The sequence below is a fragment of the Staphylococcus haemolyticus genome (assembly GCF_006094395.1).
In the GTDB taxonomy this organism is placed as follows: Bacteria; Bacillota; Bacilli; order Staphylococcales; family Staphylococcaceae; genus Staphylococcus; species Staphylococcus haemolyticus.
In genome coordinates this window covers 2,232,530-2,258,471 of sequence record NZ_CP035291.1, presented here as the reverse complement: position 1 = coordinate 2,258,471, position 25,942 = coordinate 2,232,530, and the positions used below count along the sequence as shown (strand labels likewise).

26 protein-coding genes and 2 pseudogenes are annotated in these 25,942 nt (G+C 30.6%); 21 read left to right on the top strand and 7 right to left on the bottom strand.

Features of this window, described 5'->3' with window-relative positions:
- Positions 1–282 precede the first annotated feature (282 nt).
- Positions 283–1,989, top strand: a complete 1,707-nt coding sequence (locus EQ029_RS10915; RefSeq protein ID WP_057504915.1) for an IS1182 family transposase — start codon at positions 283–285, stop codon at positions 1,987–1,989.
- A gap of 262 nt (positions 1,990–2,251) precedes the next feature.
- Here EQ029_RS10915 and EQ029_RS10910 read toward each other — a convergent pair whose 3' ends face one another.
- Positions 2,252–2,668 (bottom strand): VOC family protein, encoded by a 417-nt coding sequence (locus tag EQ029_RS10910; protein WP_011276698.1) that lies wholly within the window; start codon positions 2,666–2,668, stop codon positions 2,252–2,254.
- A gap of 510 nt (positions 2,669–3,178) precedes the next feature.
- On the opposite strand from EQ029_RS10910, the gene EQ029_RS10905 reads away from it, so the two are divergent.
- The 5 genes from EQ029_RS10905 to EQ029_RS10890 all read left to right on the top strand — a co-directional run bounded on the left by EQ029_RS10905 (position 3,179) and on the right by EQ029_RS10890 (position 7,102).
- Positions 3,179–3,628 (top strand): GNAT family N-acetyltransferase, encoded by a 450-nt coding sequence (locus tag EQ029_RS10905; protein ID WP_011276697.1) that lies wholly within the window; start codon positions 3,179–3,181, stop codon positions 3,626–3,628.
- A 597-nt stretch (positions 3,629–4,225) separates the two neighbouring features.
- A complete protein-coding gene (locus EQ029_RS12790) occupies positions 4,226–4,522 on the top strand; it encodes a hypothetical protein (protein WP_011276695.1) in 297 nt (98 codons plus the stop codon).
- Positions 4,523–4,639: 117 nt separating this feature from the next.
- Positions 4,640–5,464 (top strand): Fic family protein, encoded by an 825-nt coding sequence (locus EQ029_RS10900; RefSeq protein WP_037570067.1) that lies wholly within the window; start codon positions 4,640–4,642, stop codon positions 5,462–5,464.
- A 417-nt stretch (positions 5,465–5,881) separates the two neighbouring features.
- Positions 5,882–6,301, top strand: coding sequence for a GNAT family N-acetyltransferase (locus tag EQ029_RS10895; protein ID WP_046309731.1), 420 nt, complete (start codon positions 5,882–5,884; stop codon positions 6,299–6,301).
- Between the two features lie 99 nt (positions 6,302–6,400).
- A complete protein-coding gene (locus tag EQ029_RS10890; protein ID WP_037559480.1) occupies positions 6,401–7,102 on the top strand; it encodes an HAD family hydrolase in 702 nt (233 codons plus the stop codon).
- A gap of 58 nt (positions 7,103–7,160) precedes the next feature.
- Here EQ029_RS10890 and EQ029_RS10885 read toward each other — a convergent pair whose 3' ends face one another.
- Positions 7,161–7,823, bottom strand: coding sequence for a deoxynucleoside kinase (locus EQ029_RS10885; RefSeq protein WP_011276690.1), 663 nt, complete (start codon positions 7,821–7,823; stop codon positions 7,161–7,163).
- Entirely contained in the window at positions 7,816–8,433 is a 618-nt protein-coding gene (locus EQ029_RS10880; protein ID WP_011276689.1) for a deoxynucleoside kinase, read from the bottom strand. The genes EQ029_RS10885 and EQ029_RS10880 overlap by 8 nt, the downstream gene beginning before the upstream one ends.
- Positions 8,434–8,496: 63 nt before the next feature.
- On the opposite strand from EQ029_RS10880, the gene tadA reads away from it, so the two are divergent.
- From tadA to EQ029_RS10850, 6 genes are all read left to right on the top strand, one after another.
- Positions 8,497–8,970: a tRNA adenosine(34) deaminase TadA gene (gene tadA, locus EQ029_RS10875; protein ID WP_037559478.1), complete on the top strand. Its 474-nt coding sequence runs from the start codon at positions 8,497–8,499 to the stop codon at positions 8,968–8,970.
- 136 nt (positions 8,971–9,106) lie between these two features.
- Positions 9,107–9,976: a Cof-type HAD-IIB family hydrolase gene (locus EQ029_RS10870; RefSeq protein ID WP_053022477.1), complete on the top strand. Its 870-nt coding sequence runs from the start codon at positions 9,107–9,109 to the stop codon at positions 9,974–9,976.
- A 22-nt stretch (positions 9,977–9,998) separates the two neighbouring features.
- Positions 9,999–10,565 carry an NADPH-dependent FMN reductase gene (locus tag EQ029_RS10865; RefSeq protein ID WP_011276686.1) on the top strand — a complete coding sequence of 189 codons (567 nt, stop codon included), beginning with the start codon at positions 9,999–10,001 and terminating at the stop codon, positions 10,563–10,565.
- Positions 10,566–10,812: 247 nt separating this feature from the next.
- A complete protein-coding gene (locus EQ029_RS10860) occupies positions 10,813–11,406 on the top strand; it encodes a YSIRK-type signal peptide-containing protein (RefSeq protein WP_011276685.1) in 594 nt (197 codons plus the stop codon).
- 504 nt (positions 11,407–11,910) lie between these two features.
- Complete coding sequence (locus EQ029_RS10855; RefSeq protein ID WP_011276684.1) at positions 11,911–12,417, top strand: Ig-like domain-containing protein; 507 nt, start codon at positions 11,911–11,913, stop codon at positions 12,415–12,417.
- A gap of 48 nt (positions 12,418–12,465) precedes the next feature.
- Positions 12,466–13,065: a fibrinogen-binding adhesin SdrG C-terminal domain-containing protein gene (locus EQ029_RS10850; protein WP_011276683.1), complete on the top strand. Its 600-nt coding sequence runs from the start codon at positions 12,466–12,468 to the stop codon at positions 13,063–13,065.
- Between the two features lie 23 nt (positions 13,066–13,088).
- Here EQ029_RS10850 and EQ029_RS10845 read toward each other — a convergent pair.
- Positions 13,089–14,753 (bottom strand): annotated as a pseudogene (locus EQ029_RS10845) (IS1182 family transposase); the annotation flags it as partial.
- A 336-nt stretch (positions 14,754–15,089) separates the two neighbouring features.
- Between EQ029_RS10845 and EQ029_RS10840 the strand changes: the two are divergent.
- From EQ029_RS10840 to EQ029_RS10830, 3 genes and pseudogenes are all read left to right on the top strand, one after another.
- On the top strand, positions 15,090–16,706 hold the full coding sequence (locus tag EQ029_RS10840; protein WP_011276680.1) for a hypothetical protein: 1,617 nt from the start codon (positions 15,090–15,092) through the stop codon (positions 16,704–16,706).
- Positions 16,707–16,715: 9 nt separating this feature from the next.
- Positions 16,716–18,776 (top strand): UDP-N-acetylmuramoyl-tripeptide--D-alanyl-D-alanine ligase, encoded by a 2,061-nt coding sequence (locus EQ029_RS10835; protein WP_057504909.1) that lies wholly within the window; start codon positions 16,716–16,718, stop codon positions 18,774–18,776.
- A gap of 47 nt (positions 18,777–18,823) precedes the next feature.
- Positions 18,824–19,033, top strand: a pseudogene (locus EQ029_RS10830) (MFS transporter); the annotation flags it as partial.
- Between the two features lie 81 nt (positions 19,034–19,114).
- On the opposite strand, the gene folE2 reads toward EQ029_RS10830, so the two are convergent.
- From folE2 to EQ029_RS10815, 3 genes are read right to left on the bottom strand one after another with little or no spacing between them, the layout of a single operon-like run.
- Complete coding sequence (gene folE2 / locus EQ029_RS10825; protein WP_011276678.1) at positions 19,115–19,993, bottom strand: GTP cyclohydrolase FolE2; 879 nt, start codon at positions 19,991–19,993, stop codon at positions 19,115–19,117.
- Between the two features lie 13 nt (positions 19,994–20,006).
- A complete protein-coding gene (bshB2, locus tag EQ029_RS10820) occupies positions 20,007–20,672 on the bottom strand; it encodes a bacillithiol biosynthesis deacetylase BshB2 (protein ID WP_053017978.1) in 666 nt (221 codons plus the stop codon).
- A gap of 13 nt (positions 20,673–20,685) precedes the next feature.
- A complete protein-coding gene (locus EQ029_RS10815) occupies positions 20,686–21,048 on the bottom strand; it encodes a YojF family protein (protein ID WP_172458785.1) in 363 nt (120 codons plus the stop codon).
- 269 nt (positions 21,049–21,317) lie between these two features.
- Between EQ029_RS10815 and hxlA the strand changes: the two genes are divergently transcribed.
- The 6 genes from hxlA (at position 21,318) to EQ029_RS10785 (ending at position 25,810) form a co-directional block, all read left to right on the top strand.
- On the top strand, positions 21,318–21,950 hold the full coding sequence (hxlA, locus tag EQ029_RS10810) for a 3-hexulose-6-phosphate synthase (protein ID WP_037559314.1): 633 nt from the start codon (positions 21,318–21,320) through the stop codon (positions 21,948–21,950).
- Between the two features lie 2 nt (positions 21,951–21,952).
- Positions 21,953–22,501: a 6-phospho-3-hexuloisomerase gene (gene hxlB, locus EQ029_RS10805; protein WP_057504908.1), complete on the top strand. Its 549-nt coding sequence runs from the start codon at positions 21,953–21,955 to the stop codon at positions 22,499–22,501.
- A gap of 182 nt (positions 22,502–22,683) precedes the next feature.
- On the top strand, positions 22,684–24,069 hold the full coding sequence (locus tag EQ029_RS10800; protein WP_037559313.1) for a long-chain fatty acid--CoA ligase: 1,386 nt from the start codon (positions 22,684–22,686) through the stop codon (positions 24,067–24,069).
- Complete coding sequence (locus EQ029_RS10795; protein ID WP_011276672.1) at positions 24,066–25,211, top strand: acetyl-CoA C-acyltransferase; 1,146 nt, start codon at positions 24,066–24,068, stop codon at positions 25,209–25,211. The genes EQ029_RS10800 and EQ029_RS10795 overlap by 4 nt, the downstream gene beginning before the upstream one ends.
- The gene (locus EQ029_RS10790) at positions 25,180–25,560 is read left to right on the top strand and encodes a protein VraC (RefSeq protein ID WP_011276671.1); all 381 of its coding nucleotides are present in this window, start codon (positions 25,180–25,182) and stop codon (positions 25,558–25,560) included. The genes EQ029_RS10795 and EQ029_RS10790 overlap by 32 nt, the downstream gene beginning before the upstream one ends.
- Positions 25,550–25,810: a hypothetical protein gene (locus EQ029_RS10785; protein ID WP_011276670.1), complete on the top strand. Its 261-nt coding sequence runs from the start codon at positions 25,550–25,552 to the stop codon at positions 25,808–25,810. Before EQ029_RS10790 ends, EQ029_RS10785 begins: the two co-directional genes overlap by 11 nt.
- Positions 25,811–25,942 lie beyond the last annotated feature (132 nt).

Genomic DNA, 25,942 nt, shown 5'->3' with positions numbered 1-25,942 from the left:
TCCTAGAGAAATGAGTCTGGGACATAAACCCTAGAGAAATAGCCAGTAAATGAGTTTTAACAAATTCATTTACTGGCTTCTTTATTTACAATACTCCGTATTGTTGGCTCGCTTTCTTAGGGGACAGCTTCAGCCTGTAGTCTTCAGCTTGTCCTGTTCCCTCAAGAGTCTCGCCAAAATACTTTGTATTTATATGTAATTTTACATTGTAATACTTTAAAAAAATAAAGCACTTTCGTATAATTTAATAAACATCACTAAACTAAATTAACGAGGTGCCTTATGTATAAAAATTATAACATGACTCAACTTACTCTACCAATGGAAACTTCAGTTCTTATCCCCACAAATGATATTTCACGACATGTAAATGATATTGTTGAAACAATTCCTGACAATGAATTCGACGAATTCAGACATCACCGTGGTGCAACTTCGTACCATCCTAAAATGATGTTAAAAGTGATTCTATATGCCTACACACAATCTGTATTCTCAGGTCGTAAAATAGAAAAAATGCTTAATGATAGCATCCGAATGATGTGGCTATCACAAAATCAAAAACCTTCTTATAAAACAATTAATCGATTTAGAGTAAATCCAAAAGTAGATGCTTTATTAGAATCTTTATTTATTCAATTTTACAGTCAGTGTGTAAAACAAAATCTTATAGATGATAAAGCTATTTTTATTGATGGTACAAAAATTGAAGCAAATGCCAATCGATATACATTTGTATGGAAAAAGAGTATTCAAAACCATGAATCAAAGATGAATGAGGATTCTAAAGCCCTCTACCATGAATTGGTAACCAATAAAATCATACCGGAAATTAAAGAAGATCATGATAATGAATTAACAAAAGAAGAAATAGATTTGATTGGTAGTCACTTAGATAAAGAAATCGAAGATTTAAACCAACATATCAACAATGAAAAATGTACTAAAACAAGAAAACAAATACGTCTCAAAAGAACTAAAATCAAAAAATACAAAAAGCAAATCAATGATTATTTTGAGCGAAAGTATCGATACGAATTTCAAAAATCTATTTTAAAGGATAGAAATAGTTATTCTAAGACAGATCATGATGCGACATTTATGAGAATGAAAGAAGATCACATGAAAAATGGACAACTTAAGCCAGGGTATAATTTACAAATAGCGACAAATTCCCAATTTGTTTTATCTTATAATGTGTATCAAAATCCAACGGATACTAGAACGATGATTCCATTTTTAAATTCAATTCAAGAGACCTACGGTCATTTACCTGAATATATTGTAGCTGATGCAGGTTATGGTAGTGAATCAAATTATAAGGCAATTATAGATGACTTTAATCGAACGCCACTCATAACATATGGAATGTTTATAAAAGATAAAACTAAAAAATATAAAAGTGACATCTTTAATACTCAAAATTGGAACTATGACGAAATTAATGACGAATTCATTTGTCCGAATAATAAACGGCTAGGTTTTAAAAGATATGCCTATCGTCATGATAAGTATGGTTATAAGCGAGACTTCAAATTATATGAATGTGATGATTGTTCAGAATGTCCTCTGAAAAATCAATGTATGAACTTCAATTCAAAAACAAACAAAAAAATAATGAAGAATTATAACTGGGAATATTTTAAATCCCAAATTAACAAAAAGCTTTCAGAACCAGAAACAAAAAATATCTACAGTCAAAGAAAAATTGATGTGGAACCTGTTTTTGGATTTATGAAGGCTATTTTGGGTTTCACTCGGATGTCTGTCCGAGGACTCAATAAAGTCAAAAGAGAACTTGGTTTTGTATTAATGGCACTTAATATAAGAAAAGTAGTAGCTCAACGAGTTGAAAATAATCAAAAAATTTATAAAAAAGACAATTTCTATATTATTTCAATAGAAATTGTCTTTTTTCACTTATCCAAGAACTTTATGTCCCGGACTCTATTTATTTACGATATTTCGTATTGTTGGCTCGTTTTTTAGGATACAGCTTCAGCCTGTAATTCTCTAAAGAAATTCTTTGATGAACATTTACTCATTCTGTTGTGATGCTTGCTTAGGGGGCTGGGTCGAGCCGCGGTCTTGTAAAATAGTTTTTAGATAGATAAGCAACATAGGAGTCTTCACAACTACACTTCGTAATCTATCTTAGAACTATTTACTTAAGTGTGTGAGCACTTACGTTTATCAATAATTCTAAATCTCTCAGAAGTCGCTTAACTACGTTTAATTATCAATTAAAGATTTAGAAATTACTTGAAGTTTTTTTCATTAATTTTTGAAAATCTTTATCAGTTATATTTGAATGTGAAAGTGTTAATAAGTGACCGTCTAAGTCTTTTATAGTCATTTCTTTAGCGTTCCATGGTTTTTCTTCAAGTTGTTCCACAATAAATTGTGAAGTTATGTGTTTCTCTAAGTTATTAATATCTTTAACTAAAATATTCAAGTATGTTGCATTACCAACTTCAAAGTCATCACTAGAAATTAGCATGATATCTTGATACTTCTCCAATCTCAGATGCTCCATTAAAACCTCATTTTTATCATTTCTAAATTTAAATACACTGTTAAATCCTAGTGTTTTTTCATACCACTTCGCTGCTTTTTGAATGTCACTGACTAGTATCTTATTAAACATTGGCATTTGATAATAATCCATTTCAAATCTTCCTCCATTTCTTTGGTATAACTAAAACATAATCTATTACGTAACGTTAAAGTCAATAATGGAGAGACTAAAATTAGAATATGAATTGAACTAATATATTAATTTAGCGATGTGGTTTGTGTTAAATGTGTTTATTAAGAATAGCGAAGTAATATCTTTTCATAAAAGGTTAGTGTCGAAAATTGTATATTAAGCTATAAAATATCTTGAATTTTAATTAATGTAAAACATATGAGAAAAATAAAGATATTAGCATGGATGTTAATATTGAAATATAAAAATAGTCTAAAAGATGCTAAAGAAAACATATGAATTCTCAAATTGAGAATAACATGTAAGGGTGGATAGCTTATTATTATAGAAATAGTTGGTAAGTGCAAATTATTTCTTACTTAGGGGTAATTTAAATTTATGAAGCTATTTATATTAATTAGAAGTCTATAAATCGATAAAAATTAAATAACTAAGAATAAATTCTATTTTTGAAAAGTAGGGATATTTATGTTTGAAAAATTGGACTCTATTGAAGATGCACCATTTGATTTACTGTTGTTGGCTGATCCGTCTATGAAATTAATTTTAGAATACCTTCAGAGTGGAGAATGCTTTATTTATAAAGATGGTTCAGTAATATTAGGTTGTTATGTGTTAAAAGAAATTAATATAGATAAGGTTGAATTAGTCAACATAGCTGTTAGTGAAAATAAACAAAGTCACGGTATTGGTAAAAAATTATTATTACATTTGTTTGATTATGCAAAACAAAAAGGATACAAAGAGATCATTGTGGGGACAGGCAATTCTAGTATTGATCAAATTGCTTTTTATCAAAAAGCAGGTTTCAGAATGATTGGAGTAGAAATTGGGTTCTTCGAAAGAAATTATAATGATAAAATATACGAAAATGGAATTTTATGTAGAGATAAGATTTGGTTTTTGAAAAAAGTGTGAGCAAGTAATATATGGATGTTATATAAAAATAATAAAGATTAAAAATAAGCGTTGATAAGTAAAGTTTTTTTATTAATCAACTTAAATTGTATAGCACTTTTTACATTAAGATTTATTTATAAAACCATTTATAGTTTCATACTAAAAATTGATGTTTTTAGGAAAGGAACTTATTGTAAATATATGAGAATAATTGCGATTTTATTAGTGATATGTCTATGGACTAGCTTATTTATTAATTTTGGTATGATTAATGTCTTTTTAAATATAGCTACTACATTTGTGTTACTTAAGTTACTAAACGATAGAAAGAAATAATTTATTTGGATTTATCTTAGCTTAGACACCTGTTACTATGACAGGTGTTTTTATATTAAAATGTATATCTACTGAAAATATAGAAGGAATATTCAATGATGATTAGTATACTTATAAAAATGACTATTTAACATAATTAATTTTTTAACTATGTTTCATCTTGAGTATAGTGATTTTTAAAGTTAAGAATATTGTTTTTAAAAGAAGAACGGATTATATATAATATAATCATTCATAAATATCATATTTAAATATATGATAAGTAAGAAGGTGTACCTTGTGGAGTACAAATCATTAAAAAAGCTTTTTCATATGTATGGTTGGGATAATGTAGATACAGAATATAATATGCGGTTAAATAGTTATTCAAGTTATGTTACCGATTTTATAATCCATCCAATTCAGGACGAGAAACAACAAAGAGACGTAGAGTATCCTCTATTCTTTGTTCTAAATCGATCATTAGGTATTAATCTTGAAAAGGTCTTAAAAAACTCAGATAGAATTAAGCAACTTTCCTCAGAATTGCCTAAAGTTGCGAATGAAGTATATATTAAACATTTATTAATCAATTAAATCCAAAGTACAAATAAAATTGAAAATATAAAAAGTACGAAAAAAGAAATAGCTGCGTCTTTAAACAAAACTAAAGGTGAGAATAAGCGTTTTGATGGATTAGTAAACCAATATATTATGATTGAAAATGATGATGTTGAAATTAACTCAATTACAGATATACGTAATATCCTTGATTTAATTGTGCCTTCTGAAATTCTAGAAAAAGATTTACCAGATGGAAATTTGTTTAGAAAAAATTCTATTGGTGTATATGACAATGCTAAAAGTAAATGGATTCACAGAAATGAATTTAATGAACCAGAAATTTTTGAATATCTAACTATCTTTTTAAGTTTTATTAAACATTACGAAGCACCAGATATTTATAAAATTCTAGCTAGTCATTACATGTTTGAATACATTCATCCGTTTTATGATGGAAATGGAAGAGTAGGAAGATATATTTTAGCTAAATTGCTTAATGATAACTTGGATTCATTTACAGCACTCACTTTTTCATACGTCGTAAATCACAATAAAAATAAATATTATAAGGCATTTCAAGAAGCATCTGATTACTTTAATAAAGGTGAAATAACAAATTTCATTGATGATATGATGCAATTACTTATTGAAGGACAAAATAATATAATAGAAACGTTTGAAAATAATACAGAAATAATTAAAAGACTTGCACAGGCACTTGATCAACAAGGATTGAATAAATATGATTCAGATGTTCTCTTTATATTACTTCAAGATAAAATTTTTGGAAGTAAATATTCTAGAATTACTATTAAAGGAGTCAAAGATATCGCAGGATATTCAAGAAATAAAGTTAATGAAGTAATAAAAAAATATGAAAGCAAATTAATACAGTTAAAAAGTAATCCTGTTGTTTACGAGGTGAAGGATAGTTACGTACAAGAATTGCTTTCTATGCAAAACAATACAAATTGAAATATTTAAACATACAAATACGCAACATTAATGAGCAATTACGCAATAAACGCCAAATTTATCCTCAGGCGCTTACAATAAAAATGTAATTCAAATATTAATGAAGGAGTGGAATCCAATGACAGACGTATTCGGTTTCATTAAAAAAGCGATTGACTTTATTAGTAGTATTTTAGTACATGGCGAACCTAAATAATTATTTTTATAATGAAAAATCACCCCGGTGTTAGATTAAAAATCTAATTTTCGGGGTGAATTATTTATATCGGTTTTTAAATTACACAATCATAAATTTAGCTTAATTGAATCGACGTAGGCAAATGATAAATGAAACGGTATTGATTCGCGCATTTATGAAACTTAAAAGATATTAAATAAGATTGTATAATAAAATATAAAGATGATTGGGGGGATTAAATGGAATTTAAACTAATTACTTATTTCGATGAAAGCTACATTGATTCAATTTACGAAACATATCAATCAGTTGGTTGGTTAAAACATGATAAAGATAAGATACGAAAAATTTTTGAGAATAGTACACATGTAGTCTTTGCAATTTATGATAATAAAGTCATTGGTTTTGCTAGAGCATTATCAGATGGTGTATTCAATGCAGCTATTTATGACTTAGTTGTTAATAAAGATTTTCAAAATAATCAAATTGGTATGTATATGCTTAAACACATTATTAAAGAAATAGGGTCACTTTCATGTATCCATTTAATCTCAACTATCGATAATTTAGAATTTTATCAAAAGGCTGGATTTAAAAAATTGAAAACTGGTATGGTTATATATCAAGGTAAACGCCTACTAGATACATATACTGAATAATTGGAAGATGGAATAATAAATCGTGTTATTAAGTCTAAGATAAGAATTTGTATTACAATATAATGGTTAATAATCATAATTCACAGGAGTGCTATGTAAATGAAATGGATATTATTTGATAAAGACGGGACTTTAATAGAATTTGATAAGAGTTGGGAGAAAATTGGTATAAGATTAGTGGATAGTCTTTTAGATGAATACCCAGTAGCTGATAAAGAAGTTGCACATCGACAATTAGGTGTTCTTGATAATGCCATCGTTCCTGATTCTGTAATGGGGTCAGGGTCACTAGATGAAATGATTAAAGCTTTTAATAACGTTGTTGGTAAAGATGTCTCAACTTGGACACGTAATACGAGCCAGGAGCTTGTTGATACACGTGTGCCAGAGAACAACTGGATTGATGGTGTGTATGATATGATTCAATCTTTAAAAAAAGACGGCTATAAAATTGGAATTGTTACAAGTGATTCACGAAAAGGGGTATTGCAATTTCTTGAAGATACCAATTCTAAAGACGCTTTCGACTTAGTTATCTCTACAGAATCACATGCAGCGGAAAAGCCAAATCCAGCAGTATTAAATCCACTGTTTGATTCTTATGATGTCGAACCTGAAGATGTAGTTATAGTAGGAGACACTAATAACGACATGAAAACAAAGGTTAATGCTGAATTAGGTTTAGCAATTGGTGTACTTACTGGTATAGCTAAAAAAGAAGAGTTAGTAGATGCTGATGTGATAATAGATACAGCTGTGAGTGTGCCCGAAGTCTTAAAACAATATATTGAAAACAAATAAGATAAAAAATGTAAAAACGCTACACAAAGAGTTTGAAATGTGTAGCGTTTTGTTTATGTTAACGATTATCTACCTTGCGATAAGTATTAATTACATGAGCAATTTTATCAATAATTGGGTCTAAAGAGTCTGGGTTTTCATGAATATCATATTCGTTGATGTTAACGCGCACGACCGGACAGGCATTAAAGTTATTTATCCAGTCTTCATAACGTTTGAATAACTTTTGCCAATACTCAGGATCCGTATTAATTTCCATATCACGACCACGTGCTTTGATACGCTCAATTACTTCATTGTAGTCGCACTCAAGATAAATTAATACATCAGGTTTAGGGAAGTAAGGTGTCATTACCATTGCATTGAACAACTCAGAATATGTTTTAAAATCATCTTCATTCATAGTACCTTGTTCTTCGTGCATTTTCGCGAAAATATCAACATCTTCATAAATAGAGCGATCTTGAATGAATCCACCACCATATTCAAACATACGTTTTTGTTCTTTAAAACGTTCTGCTAAAAAGTAGATTTGTAAGTGGAAACTCCAACGTTCAAAGTCATCATAAAATTTATCTAGATAAGGATTATGATCTACATTTTCAAAAGAGGTTTTAAAATTTAATTTGTCAGCTAAAGCCTGTGTCAATGTTGATTTCCCAACACCAACGGTACCAGCAATGGTGATTATTGCGTTTTGAGGTACTTTATAATTATTCATGTTCAATTGCTCCTATCATAGGTCTTATTTTTTCTAAAATTGATTGATAATCTGAGTCATTTTTAACAAAATCAATTTCACTTGTATTAATTAAGACGACATTCGCGCCTTCACTTTTCATGGCATTATAAAATGTTAAATAATCTTCTTTGAGATTCAATAAATAGTCATCCTCAATATGATGTTCAAAACTACGATTACGTTGAGCTATTCTTTGTTTCAGAACCTCCAAATCAGCATCTAAGAAAATAATCATGTTAGGCATTTCAAGATCTTCAGTTAAAATATCGAAAATGCGGTCAAATTTATCAAATTCATTATTACTCAACGTGTTACGAGCAAAAATTTTATTTTTATAAATATGATAATCGCTAACAACACCTTGAGTCATTTTAGCGATATCTTTTGCCTGTTTATATCGATTACAGAGGAAAAACATTTCTGTTTGAAAACTCCATTTAGAAATATCATCGTAGAAGTCAGATAAAAATGGATTTTCATCAATTATTTCTTTTTCTTCATAGTAATTTAATGTCTGGCTAAGCTTATGAGTTAGGGAAGATTTACCTACACCAATTGGGCCTTCAATTGCGATAAATGGTTTGTTCATAATCACATCTCCAAATGTTAAAATAGACAATGAGTATTGTATCATAAGTGAGGTATAACACACATGGCAAATGATGAATATTACATGAAATTAGCGATTGAAGAAGCTAAAAAAGCTCAAAAACTTGGAGAAGTTCCTATAGGCGCAATCATAGTTAAAAACAATGAAGTCATAGCAAGCGCACATAACTTAAGAGAAACTGCGCAGCTACCTACGGCTCACGCAGAACATATCGCTATTGAACGTGCTTCAAAAGTAGTTGGGAGTTGGCGTTTAGAAGAATGCAAATTATATGTGACACTTGAACCGTGCGTCATGTGTGCCGGTGCCATTGTAATGAGTAGAATTCCTAAAGTGGTATACGGCGCCACTGATCCTAAAGGTGGATGTAGTGGTAGCTTGATGAATCTATTAGAAGAATCTCAATTTAATCATAGAGCTGAAATTGTTAAAGGCGTACTTGAGCAAGAATGTGGTGATTTATTACGAAACTTCTTCCGTGAGCTACGGTTAAAGAAGTCTAAAGCGAACATGTAAGCGTACAAATTGAGCTATATTTGTTAAAATAATACACGTGAATTAAGTGTTCAAGTTGAGATTTTAAATTTTAACTTTAAGATGGTTTTTTCAAGATAAATAGCAATTAATTAAGAGAATGAAACGAGGTAACTGTATGATTAAATTAATAGCAACAGATATGGATGGCACATTGTTAAATGCTGCACATGAAATTTCTCAAGAAAATGTTGATGCAATAAAATTTGCACAATCACAAGGGATAACAGTTGCCATTGCGACAGGTCGTGCATTTTATGAAGCGAATACACCTGTAGCTGAGACAGATTTAAGCGTACCATATATTTGTTTAAATGGTGCGGAAGTACGTGATGAATCATTTAATATTATGAATACGTCTAATTTGAATCATGAATTAGTGGAACGCATTAAATCAATTCTAGATAAAGATGACGTATATTATCAAATTTACACTAATAGAGGGATTTATACAGAAGATCCTACTAAAGATTTAGATATATATTTAGATATTGCTAAACAAGCAGGACAAGAAGCGGATGTTGAAAAGATTAAACAAGGCATTCAAAAGCGTATAGATAATGGCACATTAAAAGTTGTAAATAGTTATGAAGAAATTGAAGATATCCCGGGAGAATTAATCATGAAAGTGTTAGCCTTTAATCCCGATTTAGAGAAAATAAACGCCATTGGAGCAGAACTTTCAGCTATTCCAAGTTTAGCCGTTTCATCATCTTCACGCGGAAATCTTGAAATTACACATTCTGACGCGCAAAAAGGAATCGCGTTAGAGTCTATTGCTAACCAATTAAATATTGATTTAAAAGACGTTATGGCATTAGGTGATAATTTGAATGACGTGTCAATGCTAGAACGTGTAGGTTATCCGGTCGCAGTAGAAAACGCTATGCCAGAAGTTAAAGCAGTTGCTAAATATGTAACTGATACCAATGAAAATAGTGGTGTTGGAAAAGCCATCATGAAGTTATTGAAAGAAGAAAATAATTAATATTAAGAGGTGTATAGTAGAAATGAAAGGACTTATAATTGTTGGTAGTGCCAAAGTTGGCTCACATACAAATGCGTTAGCTAAATACTTAGTGGGACAGTTTGATACACATGATTTAGATGTTGATATTTATGACTTAGCAGAACGCCCATTAAATCAATTAGACTTTTCTGGGACAACGCCGTCTATCGATGAAATTAAAACCAATATTAAAGATTTTCAAGAAAAAGTAATGGCAGCAGACTTCTTAGTACTTGGAACTCCTAATTATCATGGTTCATATTCTGGCATCTTAAAAAATGCATTAGATCATATCAATATGGATTATGTCAAAATGAAACCAGTAGGATTAATCGGTAATAGTGGAGGAATCGTAAGTTCAGAACCATTATCACATTTACGTGTTATTGTACGCAGTTTATTAGGTATCGCTGTGCCTACACAAATTGCTACACATGACTCAGACTACAGTAAACTTGACGATGGTACATTATATCTTGATGATGACCAATTTCAGTTGCGTGCAAAATTATTTGTAGACCAAATTGTATCATTTGTGAATAACAGTCCGTACGAACATTTAAAATAAATTTTAATTACCTAAAAAAACACATATATATATATAATAGTAGAAACTAGTTTTTTAAGAACGATAATTATCGTTCTTTTTGTATTGTTTAAAAAAAGAATATTTTAGCAAACCATTTATAAAAAATATAGAAGTGTAGCACAACCACCTTATTATTCATGATTTAAGAATAAAAAATAATTAATCTTTAAATTAAAATTATTAATGAATTTAGGTCGATTTATAATTCGTTTAAAGAGTGTTCTGTTTGAAAAATAAACAAAATAAATATTCGATTAGAAAGTTTACAGTAAGGACAGCATCTATATTGGTTGGCGCAGCATTGATTTTTGGCAGTGCAAATGATGAAGCAAAAGCAGCTGAGAAGGATCAAGTTTCTACAACTACTAATAGTAATGAAGAACAAAATGTAAAAGCTAAAGGTAATGTACAAACATCAGAGAGCACTACACTATCACAGGTTAATCCAGAACAAGTTGATGTAACAAAACAAAATGTTGAAACAGATGTAGATAATAATTCATCTGAAAATGCATCTAACAACGAAATTTCAAATGAAACTAGTAAACAAGAAAGTACAGAAAATTCATCAAATCAAGATGTAAGTTCTCAAGAAGTTACAAATGAAAATAATAGCATTGAAACTAGTAAAAATTCAAATTCTACAGAGACATTAAGTTCAGAAGAACCATCACAAAATAATTCTGCAGAAAAATCAATTAGTGAAAAAACAACAAAAAAAGCATCTACAGAGGAAAGTCAAAGTACCCTAAATTCTAATAATGACGCAACTAATGAAGCTAAATCAGAACAACCAAGTACAGAAGAAACAACTAAGTAAGAATCAAAAATTTCAGCAGACTCAACTCATAACGAACTACAATCGAGCACAGAAAGCGATTCTAAAGAAGCCAATAAAGACGTTAGTATAGAATCTAATCCTGAACAAAAAGACGCTCAAACACCAGAAGTTAATTCAAATGAGCAGACATCTGTTGAAAATAATAATTCAAGTGATGTAACTAGCAATTCAAATAATTCAGTTAACACATCAAATTTAGATACATCATTTAAAAATATTGAGACTCAATTAGATAACGCTACTGATAACACAGCTAAAGAAGAAGCATTAACTAACTTTGTAGCTGAAAATTCTGGTAGCTCAGTAGAAGAAGCAAGTAAAAGTGTTAAAAATCTTAATATTGACTATAACAATGTAAATAATAAAGCATTACTAAGTGCGTTAATTAATTCAGATTCAAACAAAAAAGATTCTGAAACAACTTATGCAACTACGAGTGATGTAAATACAACGCGTTCAATACAACCCAAAAGTAGATTAGCTGTGAATAAATTAGCAGCTGCAAGTCAAGGTCAAAACGTAAATGACTTAATTACAGTTTCAAATCAATATATTGAAGAAGGTCAAAATAATGATGGTATAATTCGAGCACATGAGGATGAGCCAATTACATATCATTCAGATATTACTGTCGATGATGCTGTTAATAGTGGGGATACAATGACGATTGATTATGATTCACATACAATCCCATCTGACCTAACTGATCAATATTTTGTACCAGATATTGCAGATAGTAATGGAGATATAATAGCAACAGGTACGTATGATGATGCTACTAAACGTGCAACATATACATTTACAGTTTTCGTTGATACGCATTCAAATGTTACTGGAACTTTATCATTATCATCATTTATTGATAAATCAAAAGTACCAGCAAGAGACACAAATATCGATATGACATTTAAAACTGCTAATACTGCTTATAATCAGAATTTCACTGTTGATTATCAGTATCCTGAAGTTGAAGGTGATTCTAATATTTAAAGTATATTTACTCACCTTGATTTAGATAATCAAACAGTCGAACAAACTGTGTATGTTAATCCGTTAAGATATACAGCTAACAATACAGAAGTTACAATCAACGGTACTGGACCAAACGGTAGCACAATTATCGATGATAGTACTGAAATTAAAATTTATAAAGTTGCAGATGATCAATATCTACCAGACAGCAATAGAATTTATGATTATTCTCAATATGAGAATGTTACTAATGATTATCCAATTTCTGTTAATGGTGATAATACTGCCCCCATTAATTTTGGAGATATAAATACACATTACATTATCAAAGTAGTTAGTAAATATCAGCTTGATTCAGAAGGTAACGTAAATATCCAACAATGGGCATCTATGGTTACAACTAATAAATATTATGGTACTGATGACACGGCTAAATATGGTAACAACATAACACTTGCTACTAGTAATGGTAACGGAAATGGTGACGATACTGACAGTGATGCCGACGCAGATGCTGACGCCGATGCCGATAGTGAAAAAGAAAATAATGAATTACCAGGTACTGGTAGTGATGAAAAAAATGGAGTGATTTTAGGATCATTATTTGCTGCAATTGGAACATTACTATTAGGTAAGAATCGTAGAAAAATTAATGATAAAAAATAATTAATTTTCAAGTAAAAAATGTGAGTCCGGGACATAAAGTTCTTGGATAAGTGAAAAAAGACAATTTCTATTGAAATAATATAGAAATTGTCTTTTTTATAAATTTTTTGATTATTTTCAACTCGTTGAGCTACTACTTTTCTTATATTAAGTGCCATTAATACAAAACCAAGTTCTCTTTTGACTTTATTGAGTCCTCGGACAGACATCCGAGTGAAACCCAAAATAGCCTTCATAAATCCAAAAACAGGTTCCACATCAATTTTTCTTTGACTGTAGATATTTTTTGTTTCTGGTTCTGAAAGCTTTTTGTTAATTTGGGATTTAAAATATTCCCAGTTATAATTCTTCATTATTTTTTTGTTTGTTTTTGAATTGAAGTTCATACATTGATTTTTCAGAGGACATTCTGAACAATCATCACATTCATATAATTTGAAGTCTCGCTTATAACCATACTTATCATGACGATAGGCATATCTTTTAAAACCTAGCCGTTTATTATTCGGACAAATGAATTCGTCATTAATTTCGTCATAGTTCCAATTTTGAGTATTAAAGATGTCACTTTTATATTTTTTAGTTTTATCTTTTATAAACATTCCATATGTTATGAGTGGCGTTCGATTAAAGTCATCTATAATTGCCTTATAATTTGATTCACTACCATAACCTGCATCAGCTACAATATATTCAGGTAAATGACCGTAGGTCTCTTGAATTGAATTTAAAAATGGAATCATCGTTCTAGTATCCGTTGGATTTTGATACACATTATAAGATAAAACAAATTGGGAATTTGTCGCTATTTGTAAATTATACCCTGGCTTAAGTTGTCCATTTTTCATGTGATCTTCTTTCATTCTCATAAATGTCGCATCATGATCTGTCTTAGAATAACTATTTCTATCCTTTAAAATAGATTTTTGAAATTCGTATCGATACTTTCGCTCAAAATAATCATTGATTTGCTTTTTGTATTTTTTGATTTTAGTTCTTTTGAGACGTATTTGTTTTCTTGTTTTAGTACATTTTTCATTGTTGATATGTTGGTTTAAATCTTCGATTTCTTTATCTAAGTGACTACCAATCAAATCTATTTCTTCTTTTGTTAATTCATTATCATGATCTTCTTTAATTTCCGGTATGATTTTATTGGTTACCAATTCATGGTAGAGGGCTTTAGAATCCTCATTCATCTTTGATTCATGGTTTTGAATACTCTTTTTCCATACAAATGTATATCGATTGGCATTTGCTTCAATTTTTGTACCATCAATAAAAATAGCTTTATCATCTATAAGATTTTGTTTTACACACTGACTGTAAAATTGAATAAATAAAGATTCTAATAAAGCATCTACTTTTGGATTTACTCTAAATCGATTAATTGTTTTATAAGAAGGTTTTTGATTTTGTGATAGCCACATCATTCGGATGCTATCATTAAGCATTTTTTCTATTTTACGACCTGAGAATACAGATTGTGTGTAGGCATATAGAATCACTTTTAACATCATTTTAGGATGGTACGAAGTTGCACCACGGTGATGTCTGAATTCGTCGAATTCATTGTCAGGAATTGTTTCAACAATATCATTTACATGTCGTGAAATATCATTTGTGGGGATAAGAACTGAAGTTTCCATTGGTAGAGTAAGTTGAGTCATGTTATAATTTTTATACATAAGGCACCTCGTTAATTTAGTTTAGTGATGTTTATTAAATTATACGAAAGTGCTTTATTTTTTTAAAGTATTACAATGTAAAATTACATATAAATACAAAGTATTTTGGCGAGACTCTTGAGGGAACAGGACAAGCTGAAGACTACAGGCTGAAGCTGTCCCCTAAGAAAGCGAGCCAACAATACGGAGTATTGTAAATAAAGAAGCCAGTAAATGAATTTGTTAAAACTCATTTACTGGCTATTTCTCTAGGGTTTATGTCCCAGACTCTTATTTTAAATACTATGATATAAATTAATGGAAATAGGATAAATATTTAAAAATAAGGAGGAAACAATGGAATTTGAACATAAATTAGAGAAATTAATATCTGAAGTAAATAATAAGACTGAAATTAATAATTATGTTTTTTTAAGTTTAGGTAAGTCAAGTGTTAAAGCACAGGTTAAGTTATTAAAAAAGACTAATTATCTTAAACAAGATATTTCAAAATTGGCACTAAAATTTAAAAAGAAATCAGGGGAACTTCCTGAGTGGATTAAATTAGATATTGTAACGTCGACTGAAAAAATATTATTTAAAGAATTAAAAAAAACACTGATCAATACAAGAAGAAATTATGTAGATTTTGGTATAGCATTTGATAGTCAATGGAATTTTGCAGTATTACCTGAAGAAATTAACGCGAATGCTTTTGTTCGACCAGATAATACTACTAAAGAGTTATTTCTTTCGGAAAAAAACATCAATAATTATTTACGCAAATATACTACAAATAAAAAGGCATTTTCTAGTGAATTCTATAATGAAAAAGAAGTTATTAAATTCTATACACAAGGTTTCTTTATAGGTGATGAAGAAGTACATGAACTATATAGCGAAGGCTATAAAAAAGGTTTAAGAAAAGTAAATGATTTAAATAATGAAATTGATCAATTAATTGAAAGTAGTACTAATTTCTTACAAAATATGTTGTTAGATAATGGTAAATATATTTATGGATATTTTCCTCATTTTGATAATGAAATTGGATTCTACAATATTTTAAGACACTCTTCTTCTACTTATGCCTTAATTGAGGGTCTGTCTTATGTAGGTAAAAGCTTACAACCTGTTGAAAAAGCAATTGATTATGTCATTTCAAATCAACTGTTAGAGGTTGATGATAAAGCTTATATCTTTGATGATACAGAGGGAGCAAATGAAATCAAATTAGGACAAAATGCTTCATTTATATTCGCAGTTTGTGAATATTTAAAGCATGAAGATAATCCTAAATTTCTTGATTCAGCTCAGAAAGTAGCTAAAGGTATTCTTTCAATGATAGATGAAGATACATATGAGACAACTCATTTATTGAATTATCCTGATTTAAGCGTAAAAGAGAAGTTCAGAATTATTTATTACGATGGTGAAGCAGTGCTTGCTTTATTGAGATTGTATCAAAAGGATGAAAATGAACTATGGCTAAAAACTGTAGAAAATTTGATGGACCGTTTTATTGAGAAGAAATATTGGCAATATCATGATCATTGGTTAGGATATTGTACGAATGAATTAGTTCAAATTAATCCACAAGACAAATATTTTGAATTTGGAATCAAAAATGTGAATAGTTACTTAGATTATATTAAAAATCGTGAAACAACATTTCCAACATTCTTAGAAATGTTAATGGCCACATATCGATTAGTTCAAAAAGCGAAAGATACGGGTCGCGATGAATTGATAAACAATTTGATAGACGAACAATATTTGATAGATGTAATTAATATTAGAGCAGATTACCAAAGAGTTGGATTCTTTTATCCTGAAATTGCTATGTATTTTAAAAACCCATCAAGAATACTAGGAAGTTTCTTTATTAAACACCACGGTTATCGTGTTCGAATTGATGATATCGAACATTATTTATCTGGATATGTACAATATCAAAAGGCATTTAAAGGTTAGGTAATTATTATGTTAACAATTAAAAAGATATTTAATATTATAGGTGGAGAATTAAAGGACGCACACAATAAGGAAGCAAATGAGATAAATGATTTTGAAACAATTTATAAATTTGTAAATAGTAAAAAAACTGCTTATTTTTCTCCTAACAAAGAAACATGGTCAAGAGAATTAGGTAGAAATAAAAATGCTTTAGACGGTAATGATTTGGTTAATAAAGAAAATGGAGAAATTGGACTAATTATAACTGAAAATTACATTTCTGACTTAAAATTTGAAATCCCTCAAATAATTGTAGAAGATTCTGTTCAAGCATTTAAACAATTAGCTATATATATAAGAAATCAATACACAAACCCAGTTATTGCTATAACTGGATCAATGGGTAAAAGTTCTACTAGAATGTTAATTACAAGCTTGTTGGGTGATTATAATGTACTTGAAAATAGAGGGAATAATAATGTTAGAGCAGCTATTTACAATAATATGCTGAAATTAATAAAAAATCCTGACTTTGCTGTTATTGAAACATCCATGAATGCGATTAATTATCTTGAAAATACCTCTACTTTTTTAAAACCAGACATAGCAATTATTACAGGTATTGGTGAAGCGCATTTTTCTACATTTAAGTCAGTTAAAGATATAGCTAAGATCAAAACTAGAATTTTTGACGGTCTTTCTTCAACCACTGGAGTGGCAATTATTAATAAAGACACGTTATATGCAGATTATTTAATTGATAAAGCACATGAAAATGCAAGTAATGTGTTAACTTATAGTATTAATAAAGACGCAAAGGCGGATTTAACTGTTGATAACATTAAGTACAACAAAGGAAGTATTGAATTATCAATTACTAACCAAGAAAATAAAAGTGAAATTTATCGACTCAATACTATTAGTGAAGGAATGGTTTCTAACACATTAGCAAGTATCTTAACACTTAAAAGTTTAAATTTACCAATAAAACAAGAATTACTAAATAATTTCAAACCGTTTTCTAAAATATTAGCCTTAAAAGAGATACATGCGAAAACTCATAAATTAACATTACTTGATGATACACATAATGCTTCATTACCGGCGATGATTAATGCTATTAGAGCATTTAATAGTCAAACTAAGTTTTATTCAGGTCATAAAATAATAGCAATAGGAAAAATTAGTGATTTAGGTCGTAAGTCTAATGAAACTCATTTAAAACTAGTTGAAGAATTAGAAAATAGTAATGCTGATTATATTTTATGTAAGGATAATGAATTGAGACAAGTCGTAAATAAGGTGCGAAACAAGAATATAACTTGGTATCCCAACAAGGAATTGTTAATAAATGATTTAAAATATTTATGTAATGAAGATTCTCTTACTTTGCTAAAATCTTCTGTAACTGGAACTGATTTTCCAGAAATAGCTAAAAACTTACCTAATATTTTAAGGGATAATAACATAGAGTTTGATTTTGATGATCTATTTAAAAAATTAAGTGAAGTAGGAAAAAGCTATATTAAAATAAATAATAAAACTGGTGAAATAGTTGAAGAATATAATAGTGGGCTTTCTCAAACGATAGAAGGAATGGGACCATTAATTTATTATTTAAAATCTATCGATGAAAAATTAGAAAATAGAATTATTAATTTGAAAAGTTGGCCGACTAATAATGCCAAAAAAGGATATTTTGAAGGTTTAGAAATTAAAACTTATACGTTGCTTGAAAATATGACTGAATCGCCTTATCCATCTGAAATCTATGAGTTAGCTAATGAGTTATTTAAAAATCATGCAGATAGAAAACACTATATAAATAATTTAATAAAAGAGCTGAAATTATCCACTTCAATAGCTACAAACCTAACTGGTCGTTTTAGAATTAAAGACAGACAAAGTTATACTGTGAAAGATTTATTTGAAATATATAAACATTATAAATATGATTTATTTAAATTCAGTAATTCTTTTGTATTAGGTCTTAAATACAAAAGTGGCTTTATAAGAGGGAAAGAGGAAACAATAATATTCACTTCCTATAATGATTTAGAGTATTTAAAATCTACAATCGATTTTTAGTAGTTTTTTAGGGCTCTATAATAAATTGGACTGATGACTAAAAATCAGATACTGCACCTAATAAGACTGGTACATATGGCGGTATTACACACTTTTTCGTTAACTCAGCTACTGTTATTGCACCAACATTAACAGGGTACTTAGTAGCAAGTTATGGCTACTCTTCAATGTTTGTGTCAGCCGTGATTGCATCACTAATTAGTGTTGTAGCTATGTGTTTCGTTAAGCCTGGTGAAAAGAAAATGGCTAAACATTAACACTAATATTTATATATATTAAACAAGGCAGTTATCACATTTGAAACGTGTGACAACTGCCTTATTATTTATATGAAACGATTATTTTCTATATTTTAATTTCGCAAATGCATCGTGTTGGTGAATAGATTCTTCGTTACGACATTCAATGTCAAAACCATCTATCCAATCAAATTCTACCAAGTCAGCAGCGATAAGACGAATTAAATCTTCGACGAATCGTGGATTTTCATAAGCGCGTTCTGTGACACGTTTTTCATCTGGACGTTTCAAAATTGGGTATAAGATTGAACTTGCATTTGCTTCCATAGCATCTAGAATTTTATCTTTATAATCATCAACAACCTGGTTGTTTTTATCTAAATAAACTTTAACTGTAACTACGCCACGTTGGTTATGGGCTGAATATTCACTGATTTCTTTAGAACATGGGCATAGTGTTGTTACAGTTGCTTCAATTGTAATTTCTTTACGTGTAATTTGATCTTGTTCGATGGCTAATCCGTAAGTGACATCGGCATTGCCTACTGCTTTAATGTTCGTTACTGGACTAAAGCGATCAAAGAACCATTTACCCGAAACATCAACACCTGATGAGTTCTGTTTCATATTCGTCTGTAGTGTACGTAATACTTGATACAGTGTATCGAAATTCAACTCTAAACCATTGTTATAATGTTTTTCGACACTTTCTAGAATACGGCTCATGTTAATGCCTTTTTCATCTTTATTTAAGCTCGTTGAAAAGCTAAATCGTCCCGCCGTTTGGAAACGATCGATATTAACGGGATAAATTAAATTTTTAATACCGACTTCTTCGATTTCAAATAAGAAATTTTTATGTGTACTTTGTAAGTCAGTCATTTCATTTTTAGTTGTTGGTTTTGTACCTTCGATTGGGTCAACTGAGCCAAAGTGCTTCCAACGACCCTCACGTGTGGATAAATCAAATTCAGTCATTGTTTATCTCCCCTTAAGATTCAAAATGATATGTCCAATATGGTTCAACATCTAAGAAACTTTGTGTTTCGCCACCGACTTCTGGACTCGCTAATTGTTTTAAAAATGGACCAGTTTGAGATGCATGTGCTTCGAAAGCTTTCAATTTAAGATCTCGATATGCACGAATGTCATTTAATATATCTGGTTCGCCTAATATTTCTGGTGCATCATTACTAAACGCTACAAGTTGTAAACGTGGTCGTGCTTCTTCAGGCATACGTCCTACGGTTCTTACTACGGCTTCAGCTGTTGCTTCATGGTCGGGATGGACAGCAAATTTAGGATAGAATGAAATAATCACTGATGGATTTGTTTCTTCAATCAACTTTTTAACCATGTCATCCATTTGTTCATGAGGCTCAAATTCAACCGTTTTATCACGTAATCCCATTTTACGTAAATCGGTGATGCCAATAATCTTCATCGCTTCTTCTAATTCACGTTCACGTATATCAGGTAGTGATTCTCGAGTTGCAAAAGGAGGATTACCTAAATTACGTCCCATTTGACCTAATGTTAGGCATGCATAAGTGACAGGAATGCCGTTATCAATATAACTTGCAATCGTTCCAGCTGATGAGAAGGTTTCATCATCAGGGTGTGGGAATATCATTAACACGTGTCTTTCATCTTTCATGAATAAACCTCCTCTATACTGTAAATGGCTTTTCACTAATCTCGATTGTGGCAGCCAATTGACCTTCGTAGTTAAATCCTGCGATTAAAAATTCGTTGTTGTTATTGATTTCGTAATGCGTTAGTCCTTGAACATAGACCCAACCTCCGTCACGAAGTTTTAGACCAACTCTATAGGGGTCTTTCTCTCCACCTTTAAGTTGTGCATGTTCACATGTGACTTGTATATTTCTTAAAAATGTACCCGCATTAAAGACACGTTGATCGAAATGATTTGCATATGCACCATTAGTCGTTTCAACGTGTAGGTATACAGGTTTATTTTCGAATGATGTTAATAATTGTTGTACTTCTTCAGCGTTAATGAGTTCCAACACTTTCACTCCTTGCAACCATACAATATGTTTATCTATTTATTTTACTAAAAAGAAGAGACTAATTGTACATCTCTGCTCAATTTATTCAGAAAAAGTGGTAATTATACCTTTAAAGAGTTGATTTACTTTAAGTATTGTATGTGATAAGTGAGTAAATTGTTAGGTTTAGGGGTATCGTTTAAAAATTTATAAGACGGGTAGACTAATGAATGTGAAAGATAAAATAAGAACTGAAGATATATCACTTTAGTAATGAAAGGATGTTTGTAATGGAATTACAATTAGCAATCGATTTATTAAATAAAGAAGAAGCAGCAAAATTAGCTAAAAAAGTTGAAGAATATGTGGATATCGTAGAAATTGGTACACCTATCGTTATTAATGAAGGATTACCAGCTGTTCAACATTTAAACGAAAATATTAATAATGCTAAAGTATTAGCTGACCTTAAAATTATGGACGCAGCAGACTATGAAGTAAGCCAAGCAATTAAATTTGGTGCAGATGTTGTAACAATCTTAGGTGTGGCTGAAGACGCTTCAATTAAAGCGGCAGTTGAAGAAGCACACAAACATGATAAACAATTATTAGTAGATATGATTGCGGTACAAGATTTAGAAAAACGTGCGAAAGAATTAGATGAAATGGGTGCTGACTATATTGCAGTACACACTGGTTATGACTTACAAGCAGAAGGTCAATCTCCATTAGACAGTTTACGTACTGTTAAATCTGTCATTAAGAATTCTAAAGTTGCTGTAGCTGGTGGTATTAAACCAGATACAATTAAAGATATTGTTGCAGAACAACCTGACTTAGTTATCGTTGGTGGCGGTATTGCTAACGCTGATGATCCAGTCGAAGCTGCTAAACAATGTCGTGACGCGATTGAAGGTAAGTAATTATGTTTCAATTTACTAATTACAAATTAATTCTTGAAGAATTAGATCGTACGTTATCACATGTTCAAGATGAACAATATGACCGTTTTGCAAATGATGTGAATGGTGCGCAAAGAATCTTCACTGCAGGTAAAGGCCGTTCAGGATTTATGGCGAATAGTTTCGCAATGCGACTTAATCAACTTGGTAAAGAAGCATTTGTAGTAGGTGAATCAACGACACCTTCTATTAAAGAACATGATTTATTTGTTATTTTATCTGGTTCGGGTTCAACTGAACATTTACGCTTATTAGCTGAAAAAGCACAATCAATAGGTGCTAAAGTTGTATTATTAACAACAAGCCCTGATTCTCCAATTGGTGAGTTAGCTGAAACAGTAATTGAGTTACCAGCTGGCACAAAACACAATGTTGAAGGGTCTGAACAACCATTAGGAAGCTTATTTGAACAATCTTCATTATTGTTCTTAGATAGCGTAGTTCTGGGCTTAATGGAAACATTTGATATAAGTGAAGAAGAAATGCAAAATAATCATGCAAATTTAGAATAAATAGTGTTTATTTAATCCAATCGATTCCCTTAAAAGGCATCGGTTGGATTTTTTAATAGATTAATAAATGACATATCGCTTTTATGAAAAATTCTTAATGTAATAGTATGTGAGTTATATTAAAAATAATGTTAACATAATATAAATTGAAGTTAACATTTAAGAACGGAAGAGGTCATACAATGCTAGAAATCATAAAGCGACTTGAATATTACGCTAAGGTTCAGCCTCAATCCATAGCACTGCAAATCGATGATGAAATTGTAAATTATGAGAGTTTATACCAAAAAATTTGTGATTGCACTTTGAATTCACCAAAATTTAAGCTTGGAAGTAGAGTGGCACTATTAAATGACTCTCCAATAGTAAATATCACAAATTATTTTGTTGTTTTAATGATGGATGGAGTTCCATGTTTTTTAGATAACAAATGGTCACGCGACACTATAGATAAACTTATAGAGCATTTTCATATTGAATATGTAATGACTGCTATCGGAAAGTTTAAACGTACAACATCATTTGGTACATACGAAAAATATATAAGTGAGGAATTAAAAGTGGATGACTTGTTACATATTGGATTTACATCTGGCACTACAGGCCTACCTAAAGCTTATTATCGTAATGAGCCTTCATGGATTGGATCTTATGCTGAAAATGAAAAACTCATACATAACTATGAAACAGCTCTCGCTGCACCAGGTCCACTCGCACATTCGTTATCGTTATATACATGTATTTATGCATTATATTCAGGTAGAACTTTCATCGGACAACGACAATTTGATGCAAAACGATTCATTTCCATATTAAATGAACAACATTCTAATATCGCACTTTTTCTTGTACCAACCATGTTACATCAATTACTGAATGTAGATACGACTATCACACACATTAAATCTATATTTTGTAGTGGTGCGAAACTGTCAGAATCATTGTTTAAAACTGTGTCCCAACAATTTAAAAACGCAAATATAATTGAATTTTTTGGAACATCTGAAGCAAGTTTTATTACGTATAACTTTAATCAGACATCACCAACTAACTCTGTTGGTCAAGTATTTCCTAATGTTTCAATTAAACTTGAAGCGCAAGATAATCGGAAAATAGGTTTATTGAAGGTTCAAAGTAATATGATTTATTCAGGTTATGTCGATGTTGGAGTGGTGCAACCTCATAGCTGGATTGAAACCGGAGATTATGCATATATACAAAATAATCAACTTTATTTAGTAAGTCGTAAAAGTGATCGACTTATTATTGGGGGTAAAAATATATATCCTAATGTAATAGAACAGCAAGTGAAATCATTAGATGGAATTGAAGAAGCGGTTGTCGTTGGTGAGCCACATAGACGCTTTGGAGAAATTGCAGTATTAATTTATGTAGGAAATCAAGAACTTGATTATACGACATTGAGACGGTATTTACGACAAACGTTATCAAGATATGAAATTCCTTCAAAGCTTGTAAGGGTAAAAGATTTGCCATTTACCAATAGTGGCAAAGTAGCACGTAACACTGTTCAAACATTATATTTAGAGGGAGCGTTTAAAGTATGAAAGAAGCAGTTGTAATATGGGCTAAAAGAACACCGTTTGGTAAATATGGTGGTGCGTTAAGACATTTAGAACCTGAAGCGCTGTTGTTACCACTTTTTCAAAATTTGAAGCAAACATTTCCTGAAGTAATGGATCAAGTGGATGATGTTGTATTAGGTAATGTTGTAGGGAATGGTGGTAATGTTGCGAGAAAGTCGTTACTAGAAGCCGGTTTAAATCATCGAATTCCTGGCATAACATTAGACCGTCAATGTGGCTCGGGTTTAGAAAGTATCATTTATGCGTGTCGAATGGTGCAATGTGAGGCTGGGAAGGTGTTCATTGCTGGTGGCGTAGAGAGTACAAGTCGTGCACCATGGAAGATTAAGCGTCCTCAATCTGTCTATGAAATGCAATTACCACAATTTTTTGAGCGTGCATCATTTGCACCTGAAGGTCAAGATCCAAGCATGATAGAAGCAGCTGAGAATGTCGCACAACATTATAATATATCTCGTAATGATCAAGACTTATTTGCAGCACGTAGTCATCGGTTAGTGGCAACGCATTTTAATAATGGTGATATTAACCGTGAGATTGTTCCTCTTACAATTAAAGGAGCGTTGTTTGATAGGGATGAAAGTTTAAAGCCAAATCTGACTGAGGCGCGTTTACATAGATTACGTCCAATATTACCAAATGGTACAGTTACAGTTGGTAATAGTTGCATGAAGAATGATGGTGCCGGAATAGCTTTAATAATGGAAAAGGAAATGGCTGTGGCAATGGGGATTAAATGGGGAATGTTATATAGAGATGCTGTTACAACAGGTGTGGATCCAACCTTATTAGGGATAGGTCCAGTACCCGCAGTTTCTCAATTATTGAAAAGGCAGAAATTAAATATTGAAGATATATCAGCCATTGAACTGAACGAAGCATTTAGTTCTCAAGTGCTGGCATCTATAAATGAGTTGCATTTAGGTTTGGACAAGGTAAATCAATGGGGAGGTGCGATTGCTACTGGACATCCATATAGTGCTAGTGGCGCGGCATTAGTTGCTAGATTATTAAACTTACCTAATTGGCAATATGGAATTGCTACGATGGGTATAGGAGGAGGTATGGGAAATGCGGTACTCTTTGAAAAGTGGCGCCAATGAAACAAGAGAGTTTAAATTTCATTCCGAGGACGTCCGAATTTATTGTAGTGTAATAGGGAAGGAATATGACGGCACAGTACCACCGCTAATGTGTGCAAAGTTGTGGCCTAAATTTAAAATGTTTCAAATCTTTAAAGGTGAAGCAATACGATTAGTACGTACTAATGTTGAATTGTTTGAAAATTTAGAAAGCGATATACAATATTGTGCATATTTAACGCATAAAAAATCTGAAAAAGTAAAGCAATTTGACCGTTTTATTTTTAAATTGGAAATTAATAAAAATAATAAAACACGTATGATTATCGAACAAACGTTTATTTCAGAGGATGGAATATATGGTTTTTAATAGGGAAATAGTAGAACAGTATTTAGCAATTGTAGATGACGAAAATCCGATTCATGAGTATATCGTTCCAGGACAATTAATCGTTGAAAAGGTATTTTCTATGATGGATGATCAATGGGCTAGTTATAAAATCAAGTATGTTCAAACCACTGATATCAATGAAACAATAGATTTTGAGGTGGTTGAAAACGAACGAATTATTGTTTCGAATAAAGCTAATGGGGTAAAACTAGTTATAATTAGAAATTGATAAAATTATTAATTTTTAATTATAGCCTTTTTTGTTTTTATTAAAATTATGTAAGCGTGTACAAAAGAAGGTTGTTAAATTCTGTAAAATGAATAATATTGTATTTTTGAAATTTATATAATTTTTAGTAAT

Coding starts and splice junctions, on each gene's coding strand:
- EQ029_RS10915 (WP_057504915.1), top strand. CDS start 283: ATGTATAAAAATTATAACATGACTCAACTTACTCTACCAATGGAAACT.
- EQ029_RS10910 (WP_011276698.1), bottom strand. CDS start 2,668: ATGGATTATTATCAAATGCCAATGTTTAATAAGATACTAGTCAGTGAC.
- EQ029_RS10905 (WP_011276697.1), top strand. CDS start 3,179: ATGTTTGAAAAATTGGACTCTATTGAAGATGCACCATTTGATTTACTG.
- EQ029_RS10900 (WP_037570067.1), top strand. CDS start 4,640: ATGATTGAAAATGATGATGTTGAAATTAACTCAATTACAGATATACGT.
- EQ029_RS10895 (WP_046309731.1), top strand. CDS start 5,882: ATGGAATTTAAACTAATTACTTATTTCGATGAAAGCTACATTGATTCA.
- EQ029_RS10890 (WP_037559480.1), top strand. CDS start 6,401: ATGAAATGGATATTATTTGATAAAGACGGGACTTTAATAGAATTTGAT.
- EQ029_RS10885 (WP_011276690.1), bottom strand. CDS start 7,823: ATGAATAATTATAAAGTACCTCAAAACGCAATAATCACCATTGCTGGT.
- EQ029_RS10880 (WP_011276689.1), bottom strand. CDS start 8,433: ATGAACAAACCATTTATCGCAATTGAAGGCCCAATTGGTGTAGGTAAA.
- tadA (WP_037559478.1), top strand. CDS start 8,497: ATGGCAAATGATGAATATTACATGAAATTAGCGATTGAAGAAGCTAAA.
- EQ029_RS10870 (WP_053022477.1), top strand. CDS start 9,107: ATGATTAAATTAATAGCAACAGATATGGATGGCACATTGTTAAATGCT.
- EQ029_RS10865 (WP_011276686.1), top strand. CDS start 9,999: ATGAAAGGACTTATAATTGTTGGTAGTGCCAAAGTTGGCTCACATACA.
- EQ029_RS10840 (WP_011276680.1), top strand. CDS start 15,090: ATGGAATTTGAACATAAATTAGAGAAATTAATATCTGAAGTAAATAAT.
- EQ029_RS10835 (WP_057504909.1), top strand. CDS start 16,716: ATGTTAACAATTAAAAAGATATTTAATATTATAGGTGGAGAATTAAAG.
- folE2 (WP_011276678.1), bottom strand. CDS start 19,993: ATGACTGAATTTGATTTATCCACACGTGAGGGTCGTTGGAAGCACTTT.
- bshB2 (WP_053017978.1), bottom strand. CDS start 20,672: ATGAAAGATGAAAGACACGTGTTAATGATATTCCCACACCCTGATGAT.
- hxlA (WP_037559314.1), top strand. CDS start 21,318: ATGGAATTACAATTAGCAATCGATTTATTAAATAAAGAAGAAGCAGCA.
- hxlB (WP_057504908.1), top strand. CDS start 21,953: ATGTTTCAATTTACTAATTACAAATTAATTCTTGAAGAATTAGATCGT.
- EQ029_RS10800 (WP_037559313.1), top strand. CDS start 22,684: ATGCTAGAAATCATAAAGCGACTTGAATATTACGCTAAGGTTCAGCCT.
- EQ029_RS10795 (WP_011276672.1), top strand. CDS start 24,066: ATGAAAGAAGCAGTTGTAATATGGGCTAAAAGAACACCGTTTGGTAAA.
- EQ029_RS10790 (WP_011276671.1), top strand. CDS start 25,180: ATGCGGTACTCTTTGAAAAGTGGCGCCAATGAAACAAGAGAGTTTAAA.
- EQ029_RS10785 (WP_011276670.1), top strand. CDS start 25,550: ATGGTTTTTAATAGGGAAATAGTAGAACAGTATTTAGCAATTGTAGAT.